Here is a 17,056-nt window from a genome sequence, read left to right as displayed (position 1 = left end):
ATATATCCGATAGTCGTTCAGAAAACCAGATTTGACATTTTAAATGTATACAGAAGGTATATCAACAAAAAAAGGAGCTGTACAGCTCCTTTTTTTGTTTTGATTACATTTCTTCTAATTTGATACTGGCAAAGGAATAGCATCAACCTGTGCCTTCAAAGGAACAATATATTGTTTGTAGTCTTGCATATGCTCTTCCTTAACCGGATTAACCGGCGGTGCATCAATCTTTAAAGGATCAACCGGATGCCCGTTTTTATATACTCTAAAATCGAGGTGTGGTCCGGTGGATAAGCCAGTAGAACCAACATAACCGATGAGTTGCCCCTGGCGCACCTGCGTACCTTTACTAATACCTTTGGCAAATCCGTGTAAGTGCATATAAACAGTTGTATATACACTGTTATGCTTAATTTTAATGTAATTACCACCACCACGTTTTTGATAGTCTCTGGCAATCACCCGACCATCACCCAAAGCATAAACTGGTGTCCCGGTAGGTGCCGCATAGTCGATTCCATGGTGTGGCCGGCGAATTTTCAACACCGGATGCAGACGGCTATTTGAGAAGCGACTGCTAATTCGCGAGAACTTCAACGGCGCCTTCAAAAAGGCTTTGCGCAAACTCTGCCCCTCTTCATCAAAAAAGTGCTTAACACTATCCTCCTCATAGTTGAATGCATAATAATCCCGCCCCCGATGATGAAAAACAGCTGCTTGTACCTCTCCAATGCCTATACTTACACTATCCACATATAGTTCATTGTAATACACCTTAAAATTATCGCCCTTTTCAATACCAAAGAAATCAACAGTCCAGGCAAATATTTCAGATAACTCAATGGCCAGCAAAGGATTAATATCATTCTCCGTCATGGTTACCCACAAGGACGAATTGATGACTCCGGATGCTGTCTTGAGCTCCCTTCTGGTTTCCTTTATATCACGATAAGCATGTATTGAATCGCCAAGCGTAACTACCATGTAATCGGTATTATCAATGGCATATACAAAATGCCTGAGTTGCTTTAAAGTATCAGGGCTAAAAAACAGATGATATTGATTACCCACTTTTATCTTGCGCACATCAAATACCGGTTTTGTCTTCTCTACTATTGTATTGATAGTTGGATAATCAACCCCTGCTTTCAGAAAGATATCAGCTAAAAACTGATTACGCTTCACAGTATTTTCTTCTATCTGAAATGAATCAACCGGCAAACCATATAACAAATCAGGTTCCGGCAACTCAATTACATCCAATGAGTCAAGAGTCTCTTCCGTTACCGGCGATATGGGGTGGTTACACCTGTTAACCAACAGGTAAACAACTGGAATTAAAAGTAAAACGGCAATAATGGGAATAAATAATTTCTTTTTGGTCATCCTGTTTTGTTTAGAAGTGCATACAAATTAACAATACACCGGTTAATGTTACAACAGATACCTCAAAAATTATATCTTAATTTTATCGAAACCCTGGCCATACACACCCATTACAGTTCCAACAGTAATAAATGCATCCGGGTCGATTTGCTTGATCACCTTAAATACTTCCTGAGTCTCACTTTTTCGTGCTATTACCATCAGCACCTTGCGCTCTTCTCCTGAATAGCCACCAGTACCATGTAGGATGGTCAGCCCGCGTTCAGCATCAAAAATCACCGACTTCCTTAATTCGTCCGGCTTTTTGGAGATGATAAAGAACTGTACCGTTTGCTTATTACCCGATATCACCATATCAACCGTATAGGCTAATATGGCCATGGTCATAAAACCATAAACGACTGTTTCAATTGATGACGTTTGCACCAGAAAAAAGGAAGAAGAAATGATAATAACATCCATTCCAAGCAGCAAACGCCCCAAACTGATGTTCTTATACTTATTAATAATCATGGCGATAATATCAACACCTCCTGTGCTACCGCCATTTACAAATACAATACCTGCACCAATTCCGCCCAGTATACCACCAATAATGGCGTTCATCATTACTTCGGAAACTACAGGCTCTGAAAACATTGGGCGAAGCAGTGTTAACAAACCGGAAAATACCAGAACACAGTAAATGGTTTTAATACCAAATGAAGCACCCAGTATACGCATAGCCAAAAGGATGAGACCTATATTAATTATCAATGAGGTTAAACCCACATCCCAGCCGGCAACAAAGTATAATATAGTGGCAATACCTGTTAAGCCTCCCCCAACAATTTTGGCCGGAATCAGAAAGGCTGTCCACCCCAGTGTGCCAATTGCCAAACCAATTGTGAGCATCAGGTAGCTTCGGAATTCTTTTAATATGGTTGATGTGTTTTGCATGGTTTTCTGTTTAAATACTTTCAAATGATAATTAATAGCTCATCCCCCTCTCCCTTCGGATGTCTCCCCAAGGGGAGAATTGATTCAATCTTCCACTTGGGGAAGTGCCACAAGGCGATGGGGGCACAATAAAAGCTCCGGCTAATCTCAACTTAAAAAAAGCCCAACATAAAACATGTCAGGCTTTTAATACAATTTATTTAGCAAATAGTTTATCCCACTACAATATTGATAATTTTCTTGGGAACGATGATCACCTTGCGCACCGTTTTACCCTCTAACCATTTGGCTGCTGACTCATGCTCCATCACCGATTTCTCAATGTCTGCATTACTCATGTCAGCCGGCAGATCGATTTTGAAACGCATCTTACCATTGAACGATACCGGGTAAGTCACCGAAGACTCCACCAGATAGCTCTCATTCAACTGAGGCCACTTTGTATCGCACACGGTAGTGGTGTGGCCCAGTGCATGCCAAAGCTCTTCACTCATATGAGGAGCAAATGGTGCCAGTAAGGCCAGCAATGGCTCAAGTATCTCACGCTTGGTGCATTTAAGGTCATTGAGTTCATTCACACAAATCATAAATGCACTTACACAGGTATTGAAAGAGAAACGTTCTACATCCTCAGTTATCTTCTTAATGGTACGATGCAGCACTTTCAGTTCATCTGGTGTCGCTTTTTCATCGCTTACCACAAAAGCATCGTCTTTGTAGAACAAGCGCCATGTTTTGCGCAGGAATTTATGTACACCATCAATACCATTGGTATCCCAAGGTTTAGATTGCTCTAATGGCCCCAGGAACATTTCGTACAAACGTAAGGTATCAGCACCATAATCAGCAATAATCGTATCTGGGTTCACTACGTTGTACATCGACTTGGACATTTTTTCAACGGCCCAGCCACAAATGTACTTGCCATCTTCAAGGATGAACTCAGCATTGGCGTAATCGGGGCTCCACTTTTTAAACGCTTCCATATCCAGCTCATCATTGCGAACAATGTTAACATCCACATGAATTTCCTGTACATCATACTCATTACGCAGATTGTATGAAACAAAAGTGTTGGTACCTTTCTTGCGATACACAAAATTAGAACGGCCCTGAATCATACCCTGATTAATCAGCTTCTTATACGGCTCGTCTTTAATCACCTCGCCAATATCGAACAGAAACTTGTTCCAGAAACGTGAATAAATCAAGTGACCGGTAGCGTGCTCGGTACCGCCTATATAAAGGTCAACATCCTGCCAATACTTGTTAGCTTCCTCACCTACTAATTTCTCCTTGTTCTTAGGGTCCATGTAGCGCAGGTAGTAGGCCGATGAACCGGCAAAGCCTGGCATGGTATTTAGTTCAAGGGGATAGCCCTCTTCAGTTTCCCAACCTTTAGCGCGTCCTAATGGCGGCTCGCCTTGCTCAGTGGGCAAATATTTATCAATCTCAGGCAAAGTCAATGGCAATTTAGACTCGTCCAGCATGTAAGGCATATCATCCTTATAGTATACAGGGAATGGCTCGCCCCAGTAGCGCTGACGACTAAAGATAGCATCGCGCAGGCGATAGTTCACCTTTACTTTACCAATGCCTTTTGCGGCAATGTATTCTTTTGTTTTGGCAATGGCCTCCTGCACATCAAGTCCGTTGATGATGCCCGAATTAACCATTGTACCTTCTTTGGAGTCAATTGAGTCTTCCCAGGTCATCGGATCAGTTTCCTCAGCTCCTACCGGTATGACCACCTGTCGAATTGGCAACTCAAAATGCCTGGCAAATGCAAAGTCGCGCGAATCGTGCGCCGGCACCGCCATAATAGCTCCTGTTCCATAGCCCGCCAACACATAGTCGCTGATCCAAACCGGAATCTCTTCATTGGTTAAAGGGTTGATAGCATAAGCTCCGGAGAAAACGCCGGTTACTTTCTTCACTTCGGCCAAACGTTCACGTTCGGTACGTTTCTTCGTCTCTTCTATATACGCATCAACAGCGGCACGTTGCTCAGGTGTTGTCAGCTGGTCCACCAATTCACTCTCGGGAGCCAGCACCATAAAGGTCACACCATACACTGTATCGGCACGTGTGGTGAAAATTTCCATCTCCACATCCGATTCTTTCACCTTGAAAGTCATTTCAGCACCTTCCGAACGACCAATCCAGTTACGTTGAATTTCTTTCAGCGAATCACTCCAATCCACATTATTCAGTCCATCCAGCAAACGCTCAGCATAGGCCGACACACGTAAAGACCACTGACGCATTACTTTTTGCTCCACTGGGTGACCACCACGCACAGACAAACCTTCCTTCACCTCATCATTGGCCAGAACAGTACCTAATGCAGGACACCAGTTCACCATGGTATCGGCCAGGTAAGCCAAACGGTAGTTGAGTAAAATAGTCTGCTGTTCTTTATCGCTCTTAGCCTTCCATTCCTCAGCTGTAAAGCTCAGTTCTTCACTACATGCTAAGTCCAGCCCTTCGGTACCGGTTTTACCAAACACTTCAACCAACTCGCTGATTGGGCGTGCCTGTTTGGCCTGGTTGCAGTAGTAGTGTTTGAACATCTGGATGAAAGCCCACTGTGTCCAGTGGTAATAGTCAGGATCGCAGGTTTTTACCTCACGGTCCCAGTCGTAACAGAATCCAATTTTATCGAGCTGTTCACGGTAGCGGTTCAGGTTGTTTTCAGTGGTGATAGCCGGATGCTGACCTGTTTGAATAGCATACTGCTCGGCAGGCAAGCCATAGGCATCATACCCCATTGGGTGCAACACGTTAAAACCGTTTAATCGCTTGTAGCGGCTGTAGATATCAGAAGCAATGTAACCGAGTGGATGTCCTACGTGCAAGCCTGCTCCTGATGGGTAAGGAAACATATCCAACACATAGTACTTGGGGCGACTGTTGTCCACCTCCACTTTGTAAACTTTGTTATCGCTCCAGTGCTTTTGCCACTTTTGTTCTAACTCTTTAAAATTGTATTCCATATTATAAGGTTGAAATGATGCACCTTAGGCATCATCTATTCATTACTTAGATTTCAAAACGCGAAATTAGTAAAACTTATTAAAAGGATGTGGTGTAAAGCTTTGTGAAATATGTGATTTAAGACATTTTTACATCTAAGAAGTCTACATATTTTAAAAAGCACAGGTCTTGTTTTCAACTAACCTACACTTTTATTCTTCAACTTTTACAAAAAAACTGTTTACATTACCTAGAAAGTAACTTTTAATCCTATTCCGGCTGATGTTGCACCACAGTTTATTTGTGCCACCTCCTTAGTTTCGGTTATAAGTGTGCCATTGTATATTGCCACGGCTCTTTTGGTGTGCTTCACATAGGCAGTGGAAAAGGGGATAGAAATGAGAAGTGAGGACCATAATCCCTAATTCATTTTTTGTTTTCCAACCTGCACATCAATCATGTTGCATAACAAACTTGTTTTCGAACCTCACCTTCAGTAAAGTTGAAAAACAAATTTGTTATGAATCCTGCAAACCGTAAAGTCCAAAAACGAATTTGTTTTTCGTGTTAATCAACAATCAGGTCGAAAAACAAATTTGTAAATTACTCTTGCAGATCTACAAGACGAAAAACAAATTTCTAAATTGCTCCCGCAGACCTGCGCTAAGAAGAACAAAAAAGCAATACACTATCTCAACTGCAACTGGTAAGTCAACACCGTCTCATCATCAATGATGATATCGACATATGCCGAGCGCCGGTTGCCCACGTCGATAGTTAAAACGTGTAGCTTCCCTTTTACATCAATCCTTGCAGGCTGCATATATTTCATGTCTCTAAAGGCATAATAGAAAGTGTGCTGTTTATCGCTGGTTGCCTTCAGCTCAATAACAATTTGACCCTTGCGCGCTTTTGTGATCTTTCCTTGACGGGATACCAGCTCAAAGCCTTTTCCAAAGAAGGAATGATACACCAGCGGCTGTTCCGAAAAGTCTTTCAAGGAGAGTTTGGTATAATTCCAGGCTGGCTCTTCCGGAAAATGATTATATGTAAACATATCAGCATCAACCGCAAAATAGGCCGCCGTAAAGTCAGGCACAAACTGCTTTGTTTTATAATTTACGTGGCCGGCACCCCACGTAGCATCAACAAACAGCCATGCATTATCAATTATTATGGCATTCCAGGCATGATCTGCTTTGGGTTTCGACTGACCTATGTCACTCACCCCTGTTCGTGAGTATCCACTGATAACTTCGCACCTGATACCACATGCCCTGCATACCAATCGAAATAATTCGGAGTAGCCCTGGCAGACAGCTCTTTTCTTTTTCAGCGTCTCCATGGCGAGCTCTTCTCTCAGAGCTTGCTCCTTTTGTATCTTCTCCGCTTCATTACGATAAGAGTATCGGACTGATTTAATCGTCCGTCCCGAGAAGAAAGCTTTAGCATCGTATTGGATGTTCCGCGCCACCCAGGTATATATGGCAGCTGCCCGGTCGTAGTCCCCCTCAAAATCGGCCATCACCCGCTTGCTCAGTTGCTCGTAATGGTTAAACCTGAATGGATAAGTATCCACCTTGGTAATCACCTCTTGCTTAACCTGCGCAAGCACCAGGTTACCAGATAATATTAAAAATAAGTAGATTAAACCTGTTCTCATTTTAGAAGTTACTTTGTACTTTGCTTTAAAAATAAAGAATCGAACACTAATAATCTACAAAATCCATGCCTTGGAAATTAAACCAGGCAAGCCATTAGCTGAGCAACACTCTTTTCACGAACACGCTCAGCTCCAATAGCGTGACTACTAAATGGGATACTAAAGACAATGGTTTCCTCCGGCCTCATTTCAATGATGTAACCAATACCCCATTGCCATATATTTTTATCGTAGAGCTTTATCTTTTTACTTTCTGTATCAATGTGCGATACAACAAACCGTTTAGGCAAACTCTTTGCCAGGTCTTCAAGACTTAGACCCTTTTTGTGTTGCAGCTTGTGATTCTTAACAACCGAGAAGTCGGGAACTTCCATATTGGGACTATCCATATATTCGGCGATGGGTTTTGACACCATCCACTGAACCAAACTCGTTATTATTATGAGGAGTGTTGGAAAAACAAGCTTCGATAAAAAAACATCTATCCCTTGATCGAACCAATTAAATAAAATTGCACCCAATAAAATAAGAAGCACCCACATCACAGATGCTACTATTAAGAGGTATTTTCTAATGTATTTTTTCATAGTCAGGTATTTAAGATTTGTGTTAAGCATTAACATAAAGCTACAAAAAAAATCTCAACACCTATTCTGCCTGTTTAGAAAGAACTTGCTGACAATTAACGGACGTATTTAGAGCTTCATGAAACAGATCGGCTGGAAATGCCTAATTCAACTCTGCTTCTTTATCTCTTTTTATCAGGTTGTAGATAGTGGACTTACCAATATCCAGTTTGGCCGCCACCTTAAGCACATTATTATTGTACTTTTTAAGAAAGTGCCGGATAATTGATTCGGTGTATTCCTTTAGTGTCATCTCGCGCCCAAACATTTCCATTTCGCCTTGGGTAGAGTTATAGACGATGTGCTCCTCATCAATAATATTAGTATTAGTTAGCACAGCCGCCAACTCAACAATGGCTTTCAACTCCCTTACATTACCCGGAAAATTGTAACTCAACAGCTTTTTTTTTGCACGCGGTGTTAAATCAATTTTCTTAAGCCCGTTCTCTTTACAAAAGGCTTTCAGGAAAAAGCTACTCAGCAGCAGCACATCTTTATTGCGATCTTTTAACGAAGGCAGGTGAATGGGCAGTCCCAGCAAGCGATAGTACAAGTCTTCGCGGAAATTACCTTTACGTGATTCTTCAGCCAGATCTTTATTGGTGGCTGTAATAATACGTGTGTTAATTTTAATAACCGCATTACCGCCTACTCGTGTAATCTCTCTTTCCTGCAACACTCTCAGCAACTTCACCTGCAGGTTGAAATCCATCTCGCCAATCTCATCTAAGAATACAGTCCCTCCATCAGCCTCTTCAAACTTGCCTTTCTTAGTGTTAATAGCACCGGTGAAAGCCCCTTTCTCATGACCAAACAACTCACTTTCGATAAGTTCACGTGGGATAGCGCCCATATTGACAGCAATAAAAGGCTTATCCTTGCGCGGCGAATTATAGTGAATTGTTTTGGCGATTAGCTCCTTACCCGTACCAGTTTCACCATATACCGACACATTGATATTGGGTACATTCACAGCTTTGTCAATAAGCGCATACACGGCCTTTATAGCCGGGCTGTCACCTATAATGGCATTTTTATAATCGTATTTATTACCTATCTCGGTTTTAAGCTGAGTAATTTCATTTTTAAGCGATTGCTTGTTTTTAATATTATTGATGGCGTGCAGCAGGCGCTCTTTAATATTTTCATCTTTGGTAATGTAATCATAGGCTCCTTCCCTCAGCAGCTGAACAGCCGTTGATACATCGTCCTGCCCTGAAATAATAATCACATCAATCTCAGGATTATATCGTTTTATCTTTCTAAGAATTTCATTACCGGTAAAATCAGGTAAGCCCAGGTCAAGCGTCACAACATCCGGATTATTATCAAGGCTGCGGATAAAATCTTTCCCGTTAAAAAAGGTAGATACCTCATATTCCGGATTGAGTTTAAGCGTATGTTCAATCAGTTTGTTAAAAACTCTGTCGTCTTCAATGATATTAATTCTCATAATTTTAGCTAAATCTACACATCCTCACCAAGAGTGGTCTGAACCGATAATTGGTAAATTTAAAAATTGTTTTTGCTCTACATGGCTATTTTTGACGATTAATGAAATATTTTTGTCAAATACGAGTTTAGTTAGTTAAAAAGCTAATACTTAAACAAAAGCTATTATTTTTGAATATAAAGACCTTAACAAGGTTATTTATAACCATACTGAAGGTCTTAGTAATACCTAAAGTCGAAAAGAGAATTCATGATTCTTAGAAAAATCAGCATTATACTTACCCTGCTTTTAGTTTGGAGCTGCAGCACAAAAAAAAACACTTGGGTAAGCCGCAACTACCACAACCTGACTGCCTATTACAATGTTTATTACAACGGCAGGGAAGCTTTTAAAAATGGCGACAAAGCTATAATTGAAGGGTACCAGAATGACTACTCCAATATTTTACCCGTATTTGAATCATCGGATCCTGATGCCGCCTCTGTAGCCACAGGCGACATGGATCGTGCCATTGAAAAAGGACAGAAACTGATAAAAAAACATTCTATTACGGCTAAGCCCAAAAAACGGTCGAGAAACAATGCTTATGCCGCTGAATTTTACAGCAAAAAGGAATTTAATGCATGGGTAGATGATGCCTATGTACTGATTGGCAAGGCTCAGGTATATAAACATGAACAGCTGCTGGCCATACGCACCTTGCAGCAGGTAGTCCGCGACTTCCCCAACTCAGAATCTATGTATGAGGCCCTGCTATGGCAAGCCCGCGCTTATACCGACAAAGGCGATTACATTGCCGCCTTGGCAGCCCTTGAAAGCTATGATTTGGGTGGCAATGCTCCACTTGAATTATACTCGGATTATATGGCGGTATACGCCAATTTGTTGCTAGTGCAGGGAAAATCCATTGAGGCTATCCCATACCTGCAAAATGCTGTTAACGATGAATCAAACAAACACAAACGTCTGCGCTACTCCTATATATTGGGACAATTGTATTTGCTGAACAACCAGCGCAATGAAGCCGCCAATGCTTTCGCTTATGTGGCTAAAGCCAGTGCCGACTATGAGATGACCTTTAATGCTAAGGTGAACCAGGCATCCATTGTGTACAAAGACGCTAATATCGCAGAAGTTAAAAAGCAGCTTCACAAACTGCGCAAGGATAAGAAGAACAGTGACTACCTGGACCGTATCTACTATGCCTTTGGTAAAGTAGCTCTACAGGAAAACAATGAAGCAGAAGCACTGACTAACTTTAAGCGCTCAGTGAATGCCAGTATTGATAATTCAAATCAAAAAGGCCTGTCGTATCGTGAAGCTGGAGAGATCTACTATAAACGAATGGACTATGCCAATGCCTATTTTTATTATGACAGTGCGTTGACGGTCATAAACGAGGACTATGAGAAACTGGATGAACTGAAGGAACGCCACTATGGGCTAAGCGGATTAGTTGATCACCTTCTGACAGTGGAACGTGAGGATAGCCTGCAGCATCTGGCCGATATGAGCGAACCTGTGCTTTATGCCTACCTCGATAATATCATTTCTGAAAAAGAAGCGGAACAGGAAAAACTCAGAAAAATGCAGGAAGAAGAAAGCCTGAGCGATGCTTTTTTCTACCAAAACAGAGGTAATACAAACAACTTTGGGCAAACCGGCAAATGGTATTTCTACAACCAAACTTCGATGGCGATGGGCAAAATGGAGTTTGAGAAACGCTGGGGCAAGCGCAAGCTGGAAGATAACTGGCGACGAAAAGATAAAAGCAAACTAGCTGACGAACCAACAGATGATCCGTTTGCTATGCCCGACAATCCGTTTGAGCAAGGAGACTCTGGCACAAATAAAGAAAGTGACAACCAGGCGAATCAGCAGGCCGGCGAAACCAGTCAGGCTGTGCCAACACGTGAGCAACTACTGGCTGATATACCTCTTAGCAAGGAAAAGCGACAAATATCAGACAAGAAGATTGAGGATGCCCTACTCGAACAAGGGTTGGTTTTTATGGATCGACTCGAAAATTACCCGAAAGCTATTGATGCTTTTGAGGAGTTGCTGCGTCGCTACCCTCATGCCGAATCGCGTGATGAGGCACTTATAGCTCTGTATAACGCCTACCGCCTCAATGGCGATCAGGCGGGTATGCTGGCAACGCAATCACGAATCGAACAAGAGTTTCCGAACCACCGTTTTGTGGCTTTCTTAAATGATCCTGACTTTTTACAAAAAATTCAGGATAAGAAAGCAGCTGAATCAAAAGCATATGAAGCTACTTACGAGGCCTTCCTGTTTGGCCGTTTCGACGAAGTAATTACCAATAGCAGTCGAGCTATTGAAGACGTTGAGGGCGAAGCCGTCCTTGCTAACAAATACTTATTGCTGCGCGGTTTGTCATATGGCAAACAGGGAGCTGTTGAGGCTTTTAAAACGGACCTCACCACTATTATAAACAATAACAAAGAAAGTGAAGAAGCAGCCTTAGCACAGGCTTTACTCGAACACATTGAAGCTGGCAAAACACCCGTACAGGGAACACTGTTTGCCAATGCTCCAGGCCAAGCCAGTCAGCAACATGCAAAAGCTGATAGCACGATGGATACAACAGATGAACAAGCAGGTTATCTATACATCGAAAATGAGCCATACGAGTTAGTTGTCATGTCCATCAAAAAAGGTAATATCAATAAAGCTATTTACGATGTGGCCGACTACAACTTCTCACGCTACCTGCTGCATGATTTTGAAATTCAGCAAAAGCGATTACTGGATGGTTCTGCAGCTATTGTTGTTAGTGGTTTTGCCAATCGGGTTGAAGCCATGGATTACTTCTATGGATTGCGGGAAAACCATCAGTTCTTTGGCTTTGAGAAGATAAATAAGGAGGTGATTATCATATCCGAAAGCAACACGAGCAAGTTTTATCTATCCGGATTGGTTAAAGAATACATCGAATTCTTTGATAAGTACTACCTGCAACATGCAGATGCAAAGGAATTGGATAAGGTACGACCAACTGTTCAAGCAGAGGTGACAGAGACAATAACAGAAGAACAAGTACTGCCACAGCAGACATCTGACACTTCTATCAGGTCCAATGAAACCATTGGCAATGACAGTAATGTTGAAACCAGCAAAACAACTGAAATTACTATTCAAGAAGAAGAAAAAGTAATCAGTGGGCAAAAGGAAAGCACTGAAGCAACCGCTGTAACACCTCCTGCAGAAGTCAAAGATGAAGTTGAAAAACCTTTGACTGTGACTGAACCTGAAGAGGAAGCATCTGTTCAATCTGAAAAAACGTCTTTATTTGACGAAACCAAAACAGAAGGTCATCTGGTAGTGGTAATGATTCGAAAAACACGCCTTGATTTTAATCGCGTACATAAAAACTTCGCATCATATACCCGCAACAACATTGGTACCAGTAACAAAGTACAGTTAATTGATTTTGCAGACGACTATCGCATGGTTCAGATTGATGGTTTCAGCAATGCCGATGAAGCCCTGACTTACATAAAAGGTATGGATAAGTACCCGTATCTTACACGCGATTTTAAGCAAAAAGAGCATTACATCTGGGCTATTTCCGCAAGTAACCTGAAGAAACTGGAAGCCTCCGGTGAAGTGAATGGGTATGAGACCTTCTTTAAATCGACCTATTAATGGTGCGGTATTTGCATAATGCAGATGAATCATTTGATGTACCGACGACTAAAATCTGATTATGACAGATAATAAAATAAATATCCTTTGGGTGGACGACGAAATAGAACACCTGAGAGCTCACATACTTTTTCTCAAGGAAAAAGGTTATGAGATTGATACTGCCACCAATGGGCATGATGCCCTGGAAATGGTCAAAGCCACATTCTATGATCTGATTTTTCTGGATGAGAATATGCCCGGGCTATCGGGACTGGAGACATTAACACAACTGAAAGAGTTCCGGTCTGAAGTGCCTGTTATCATGATTACCAAGAGTGAAGAGGAGGATATTATGGATCAGGCTATAGGGAATCAAATTGCCGACTACCTGATTAAGCCGGTTAATCCGCGACAAATATTACTATCCATCAAAAAACACCTTGACAAAAAGGAATTAGTTACTAAAACCACCACCTCAGGCTATCAGTCACAATTCGGACAGATAGCCCTGAAGATAAACGATTCATTTACCCATAACGACTGGGTGGATGTATACCGAAAGTTGATATACTGGGAGCTGGAACTGGAACAAGGAGACGGCACAATGGATGAAGTACTGAGCATGCAAAAGAATGAAGCAACTCAAACCTTTACCAAGTTTGTTAAACGCAACTACCTTTCGTGGCTAAAGAAACCAGAAGAGGCACCGCTCATGTCGAACAGCCTCATTAAGAGCAAAGTCCTACCTCTACTCAACGATGGACAAAAAGTATTTTTCATTGTAATAGACAACTTTAGGTACGACCAGTGGGAAGTACTGAAGAAAACCATTGTGGAAGACTTTATTATTGAAGATGAGTGCCCGTATTTCAGTATTTTACCAACAGCCACCCAATATGCCCGCAATTCAGTATTCTCAGGCTTGCTGCCAGCACAAATAAAAGAACTATATCCTCAGTACTGGGTAGACGATGACAGCGATGAAGGCAAAAACAAATATGAAGCAGAGCTTTTAGGCACACTGCTGGAACGCTTTCGCCTGAAACACAGTTATGCTTATCGCAAAATATCTGATAGCGAAGCTGGCAAAAGCCTGCTGGATGAACTACACAGCTTGTTGCCAAACGACTTGAACGCTGTCGTGTTTAATTTTGTAGATATGCTGTCGCATGCCCGCACTGAAGTAAAGATGATTAAAGAGCTGGCCCCCGACGAAGCAGCCTACCGCTCCCTGACCCAGTCGTGGTATAAGCACTCAGCACTAAGAGAATTACTTCTAAAGTTGAAAGATGAAGATATTAAAGTGGTGATTACCACCGACCATGGCACCACTCGCGTACAACATCCGGTTAAGGTAGTTGGTGACAGAAATGTGAATACCAACCTGCGGTATAAGCAAGGTAAAAATCTTTCTTACAAGTCAAAGGAGGTATATGAAGTATTAAAACCTGGTGAAGCATCACTGCCAAGGTATAATGTGTCAACAGCCTATATTTTTGCCTGCAACAATGATTTTTTTGCCTATCCCAACAATTACAACCACTATGTAAGCTATTACCGTGATACATTCCAGCACGGCGGCATATCACTGGAAGAAATGATTATTCCGTGCATCACCCTGCGCGGAAGAGGCAATTAAATACCAAAAGAAAAGAGACACCGCAACGATGTCTCTTTTTCTTTTAGGTTACTTATTTGGCAGATATTAACCACATTTTGATGAACCACAGCTCTTACAAATCAAACACCCTTCCTGGTAGATTAACTCATCAGAACCACAGTTTTCACAATTTCCTTTCTTGGCTTTTGTGCCATTAGGAATGTACTTTTTAAGTGCTCTCTCAACACCGTTCTTCCAGGTATTGATAGATTCACTGTCGAGCTGCAAGCCAGCCACCAATTCAATCACACCCTCGATAGGCATTTGATGACGTAATACGCCTGAGATTAATTTGGCGTAATTCCAGAACTCCTTATCAAATTTGTGCGATAGTCCTTCAATGGTGGTTTTGTAGCCTCGCTTATTAGTAAACTGGAAATCATAACGTGATGTACCATCCTCCTCACGATTCTTGATGATTTTTCCTGTAAGTACAGATTTTGGCAGTAAAATACCATCCTCGTCATCTGACAAACCAGTAAATATCTCGTATGGTTTACCATCAATTAATCCAACAAAAGCAATCCACTTTTCTTTGTTATTCTGGAAACGCACCACATCAGCATCCAACTCATCCGGACGCTTCTTAGGGAAACCGGTCGTCTTTACTTCATCCTTTTTATCGTTAGCCACCAACACACCGGCACGACTACCATCGCGATAAACAGTTACGCCTTTACAGCCACTTTTCCAGGCTTCAACATATAGTTTACCAACCAACTCTTCCGATACATCATTTGGCAGGTTGATGGTCACACTGATGGAGTGATCTACCCACTTTTGAACACCACCTTGCATGCGCACTTTGCTCACCCAATCCACATCATTGGAAGTAGCCCCATAATATGGTGACTTGGCCACGAGCTCATCCAATTCTTCCTGGGTGTAATTTTTGGCAGTTTCATAGCCATTGGCTTCCATCCAGGTCACAAACTTATGGTGGAACACGGTGTATTCTTCCCAGCTGTCACCAACCTCATCCACAAAGTCAACACGTGTTTCCGGATCATTGGGATTCACCTTACGGCGACGCTTATAAACTGGCAGGAATACTGGCTCAATACCTGAAGTGGTTTGTGTCATCAGACTGGTCGTTCCTGTTGGTGCGATGGTGAGTGCAGCAATATTACGGCGACCATATTTCTTCATATTCTCAGCCAACTTAGGGTCGGCTTCAAACAGACGATTAATAAATGGGTTGTTAGCTTCCTTAGCTGCCTCAAAAATTGGGAATGCGCCACGCTCTTTAGCCAGTTCAACTGACGAACCATAAGCAGCCAAAGCCAGGTTTTTATGCACCTCAATAGAGAAATCAACAGCTACATCGCTTCCATATTGTAAGTTAAGCGCCGCCAACATATCACCTTCGGCAGTGATACCTACACCTGTACGTCGTCCTTCTTCGGCTTTCTTATGGATGTTCTCCCACAACTCGCGCTCAACACGTTTCACCGTATCACTCTCTGGGTCCGCAATGACCTTTTCCAGGATGCCGTCAATCTTTTCTAATTCAAGGTCGATAATATCATCCATAATACGCTGTGCATAACCTACGTGCTCACGGAACAGCTTAAAGTTGAACTTGGCCTTTGGGGTGAACGGATTTTCAACGTATGAATACAGGTTTAATGCAATTAGTCGACAGCTATCGTATGGACACAATGGAATTTCACCACAAGGGTTGGTAGAAACCGTCCTATAGCCTAAATCGGCATAACAATCAGGTACCGATTCTTTAATAATCGTATCCCAGAAAAGAATACCTGGCTCAGCTGATTTCCAGGCGTTATGAACAATCTTCGACCACAATGCAGCTGCGTCTATGTCTTTCGTATATTTAGGCTCTTTAGCTCCTACCGGGTAGCTCTGTGTGTATTTCTCACCATCAACCACAGCCTGCATAAACTCATCATCAATTTTTACCGATACATTGGCACCAGTCACCTTGCCCTGCTCCATTTTTGCATCAATAAACGACTCCGAATCGGGGTGTTTGATGGATACACTAAGCATTAAAGCTCCTCGGCGACCATCCTGTGCCACTTCGCGCGTTGAATTACTGAAACGCTCCATAAAAGGCACAATACCGGTTGAAGTCAATGCCGAATTTTTAACAGGTGATCCTTTAGGGCGAATGTGAGACAAATCATGACCAACGCCACCACGACGCTTCATCAGTTGTACCTGCTCCTGATCAACCTTCATGATACCACCGTATGAATCAGACGGGCCATCATCACCTATTACAAAACAATTGGATAATGAAGCAATTTGATAAGTATTACCAATACCTGACATGGGCCCACCCTGCGGTACAATGTATTTGAAGTTCTTCAACAGATCATAAAGCTTGGTTACCGTCATAGGATTGGCATACTTCTCCTCTACTCGTGCAATCTCACGGGCCAAACGCCAATGCATTTCATCCGGATTAGACTCATAAATATTACCATCCGAATCTTTAAGGGCATATTTATTTACCCATACACGTGCAGCCAACTCATCTCCTTGAAAATATTCAAGCGAAGCTTTAAATGCTTCATCATAGGTATAAGTTTTACTCACATTTTTAGTTTTTAGGTCGATTTCTTTAACAGCCATTTGCTCACAAAAATTTAAGGTGTTGATAAAATGGTATTTAGTATTTTTTTGATTCCCTTTTTACGTGATTGCAAGTTAGCAAAGGTTGATACTTTGAGCAA

At 42.0% G+C, this 17,056-nt stretch carries 9 protein-coding genes; 2 read left to right on the top strand and 7 right to left on the bottom strand.

Going from position 1 to position 17,056, the window contains the following annotated elements; genetic code table 11:
* Positions 1-114: 114 nt before the first annotated feature.
* The 6 genes from KDU71_RS20275 to KDU71_RS20250 all read right to left on the bottom strand — a co-directional run bounded on the left by KDU71_RS20275 (position 115) and on the right by KDU71_RS20250 (position 9,043).
* Positions 115-1,386: a peptidoglycan DD-metalloendopeptidase family protein gene (locus KDU71_RS20275; RefSeq protein ID WP_212192946.1), complete on the bottom strand. Its 1,272-nt coding sequence runs from the start codon at positions 1,384-1,386 to the stop codon at positions 115-117.
* Positions 1,387-1,455: 69 nt separating this feature from the next.
* The gene (locus KDU71_RS20270) at positions 1,456-2,325 is read right to left on the bottom strand and encodes a YitT family protein (RefSeq protein WP_212192945.1); all 870 of its coding nucleotides are present in this window, start codon (positions 2,323-2,325) and stop codon (positions 1,456-1,458) included.
* A gap of 212 nt (positions 2,326-2,537) precedes the next feature.
* On the bottom strand, positions 2,538-5,321 hold the full coding sequence (leuS, locus tag KDU71_RS20265) for a leucine--tRNA ligase (protein WP_212192944.1): 2,784 nt from the start codon (positions 5,319-5,321) through the stop codon (positions 2,538-2,540).
* 668 nt (positions 5,322-5,989) lie between these two features.
* Entirely contained in the window at positions 5,990-6,964 is a 975-nt protein-coding gene (locus tag KDU71_RS20260) for a transglutaminase domain-containing protein (protein ID WP_212192943.1), read from the bottom strand.
* A gap of 77 nt (positions 6,965-7,041) precedes the next feature.
* Complete coding sequence (locus KDU71_RS20255; RefSeq protein WP_212192942.1) at positions 7,042-7,551, bottom strand: hypothetical protein; 510 nt, start codon at positions 7,549-7,551, stop codon at positions 7,042-7,044.
* Positions 7,552-7,693: 142 nt separating this feature from the next.
* The gene (locus tag KDU71_RS20250) at positions 7,694-9,043 is read right to left on the bottom strand and encodes a sigma-54-dependent transcriptional regulator (RefSeq protein WP_212192941.1); all 1,350 of its coding nucleotides are present in this window, start codon (positions 9,041-9,043) and stop codon (positions 7,694-7,696) included.
* Between the two features lie 249 nt (positions 9,044-9,292).
* Between KDU71_RS20250 and porW the strand changes: the two genes are divergently transcribed.
* Both porW and porX read left to right on the top strand, forming a co-directional pair.
* The gene (gene porW / locus KDU71_RS20245; RefSeq protein ID WP_212192940.1) at positions 9,293-12,712 is read left to right on the top strand and encodes a type IX secretion system periplasmic lipoprotein PorW/SprE; all 3,420 of its coding nucleotides are present in this window, start codon (positions 9,293-9,295) and stop codon (positions 12,710-12,712) included.
* 61 nt (positions 12,713-12,773) lie between these two features.
* On the top strand, positions 12,774-14,333 hold the full coding sequence (gene porX, locus KDU71_RS20240; RefSeq protein ID WP_212192939.1) for a T9SS response regulator signal transducer PorX: 1,560 nt from the start codon (positions 12,774-12,776) through the stop codon (positions 14,331-14,333).
* Positions 14,334-14,399: 66 nt separating this feature from the next.
* Here porX and KDU71_RS20235 read toward each other — a convergent pair whose 3' ends face one another.
* Entirely contained in the window at positions 14,400-16,955 is a 2,556-nt protein-coding gene (locus KDU71_RS20235; RefSeq protein WP_212192938.1) for an adenosylcobalamin-dependent ribonucleoside-diphosphate reductase, read from the bottom strand.
* Positions 16,956-17,056 lie beyond the last annotated feature (101 nt).

It is taken from the genome of Carboxylicivirga sediminis (genome assembly GCF_018156225.1).
Classification (GTDB): domain Bacteria; phylum Bacteroidota; class Bacteroidia; order Bacteroidales; family Marinilabiliaceae; genus Carboxylicivirga; species Carboxylicivirga sediminis.
Note: the sequence above shows the minus strand (reverse complement) of the source record. Positions and strands in the feature narration are given on the sequence as shown.

What these genes read in the sequence shown, in the direction of transcription:
- KDU71_RS20275 (WP_212192946.1), bottom strand. Translation starts at nt 1,386, where the DNA reads ATGACCAAAAAGAAATTATTTATTCCCATTATTGCCGTTTTACTTTTA.
- KDU71_RS20270 (WP_212192945.1), bottom strand. Translation starts at nt 2,325, where the DNA reads ATGCAAAACACATCAACCATATTAAAAGAATTCCGAAGCTACCTGATG.
- leuS (WP_212192944.1), bottom strand. Translation starts at nt 5,321, where the DNA reads ATGGAATACAATTTTAAAGAGTTAGAACAAAAGTGGCAAAAGCACTGG.
- KDU71_RS20260 (WP_212192943.1), bottom strand. Translation starts at nt 6,964, where the DNA reads ATGAGAACAGGTTTAATCTACTTATTTTTAATATTATCTGGTAACCTG.
- KDU71_RS20255 (WP_212192942.1), bottom strand. Translation starts at nt 7,551, where the DNA reads ATGAAAAAATACATTAGAAAATACCTCTTAATAGTAGCATCTGTGATG.
- KDU71_RS20250 (WP_212192941.1), bottom strand. Translation starts at nt 9,043, where the DNA reads ATGAGAATTAATATCATTGAAGACGACAGAGTTTTTAACAAACTGATT.
- porW (WP_212192940.1), top strand. Translation starts at nt 9,293, where the DNA reads ATGATTCTTAGAAAAATCAGCATTATACTTACCCTGCTTTTAGTTTGG.
- porX (WP_212192939.1), top strand. Translation starts at nt 12,774, where the DNA reads ATGACAGATAATAAAATAAATATCCTTTGGGTGGACGACGAAATAGAA.
- KDU71_RS20235 (WP_212192938.1), bottom strand. Translation starts at nt 16,955, where the DNA reads ATGGCTGTTAAAGAAATCGACCTAAAAACTAAAAATGTGAGTAAAACT.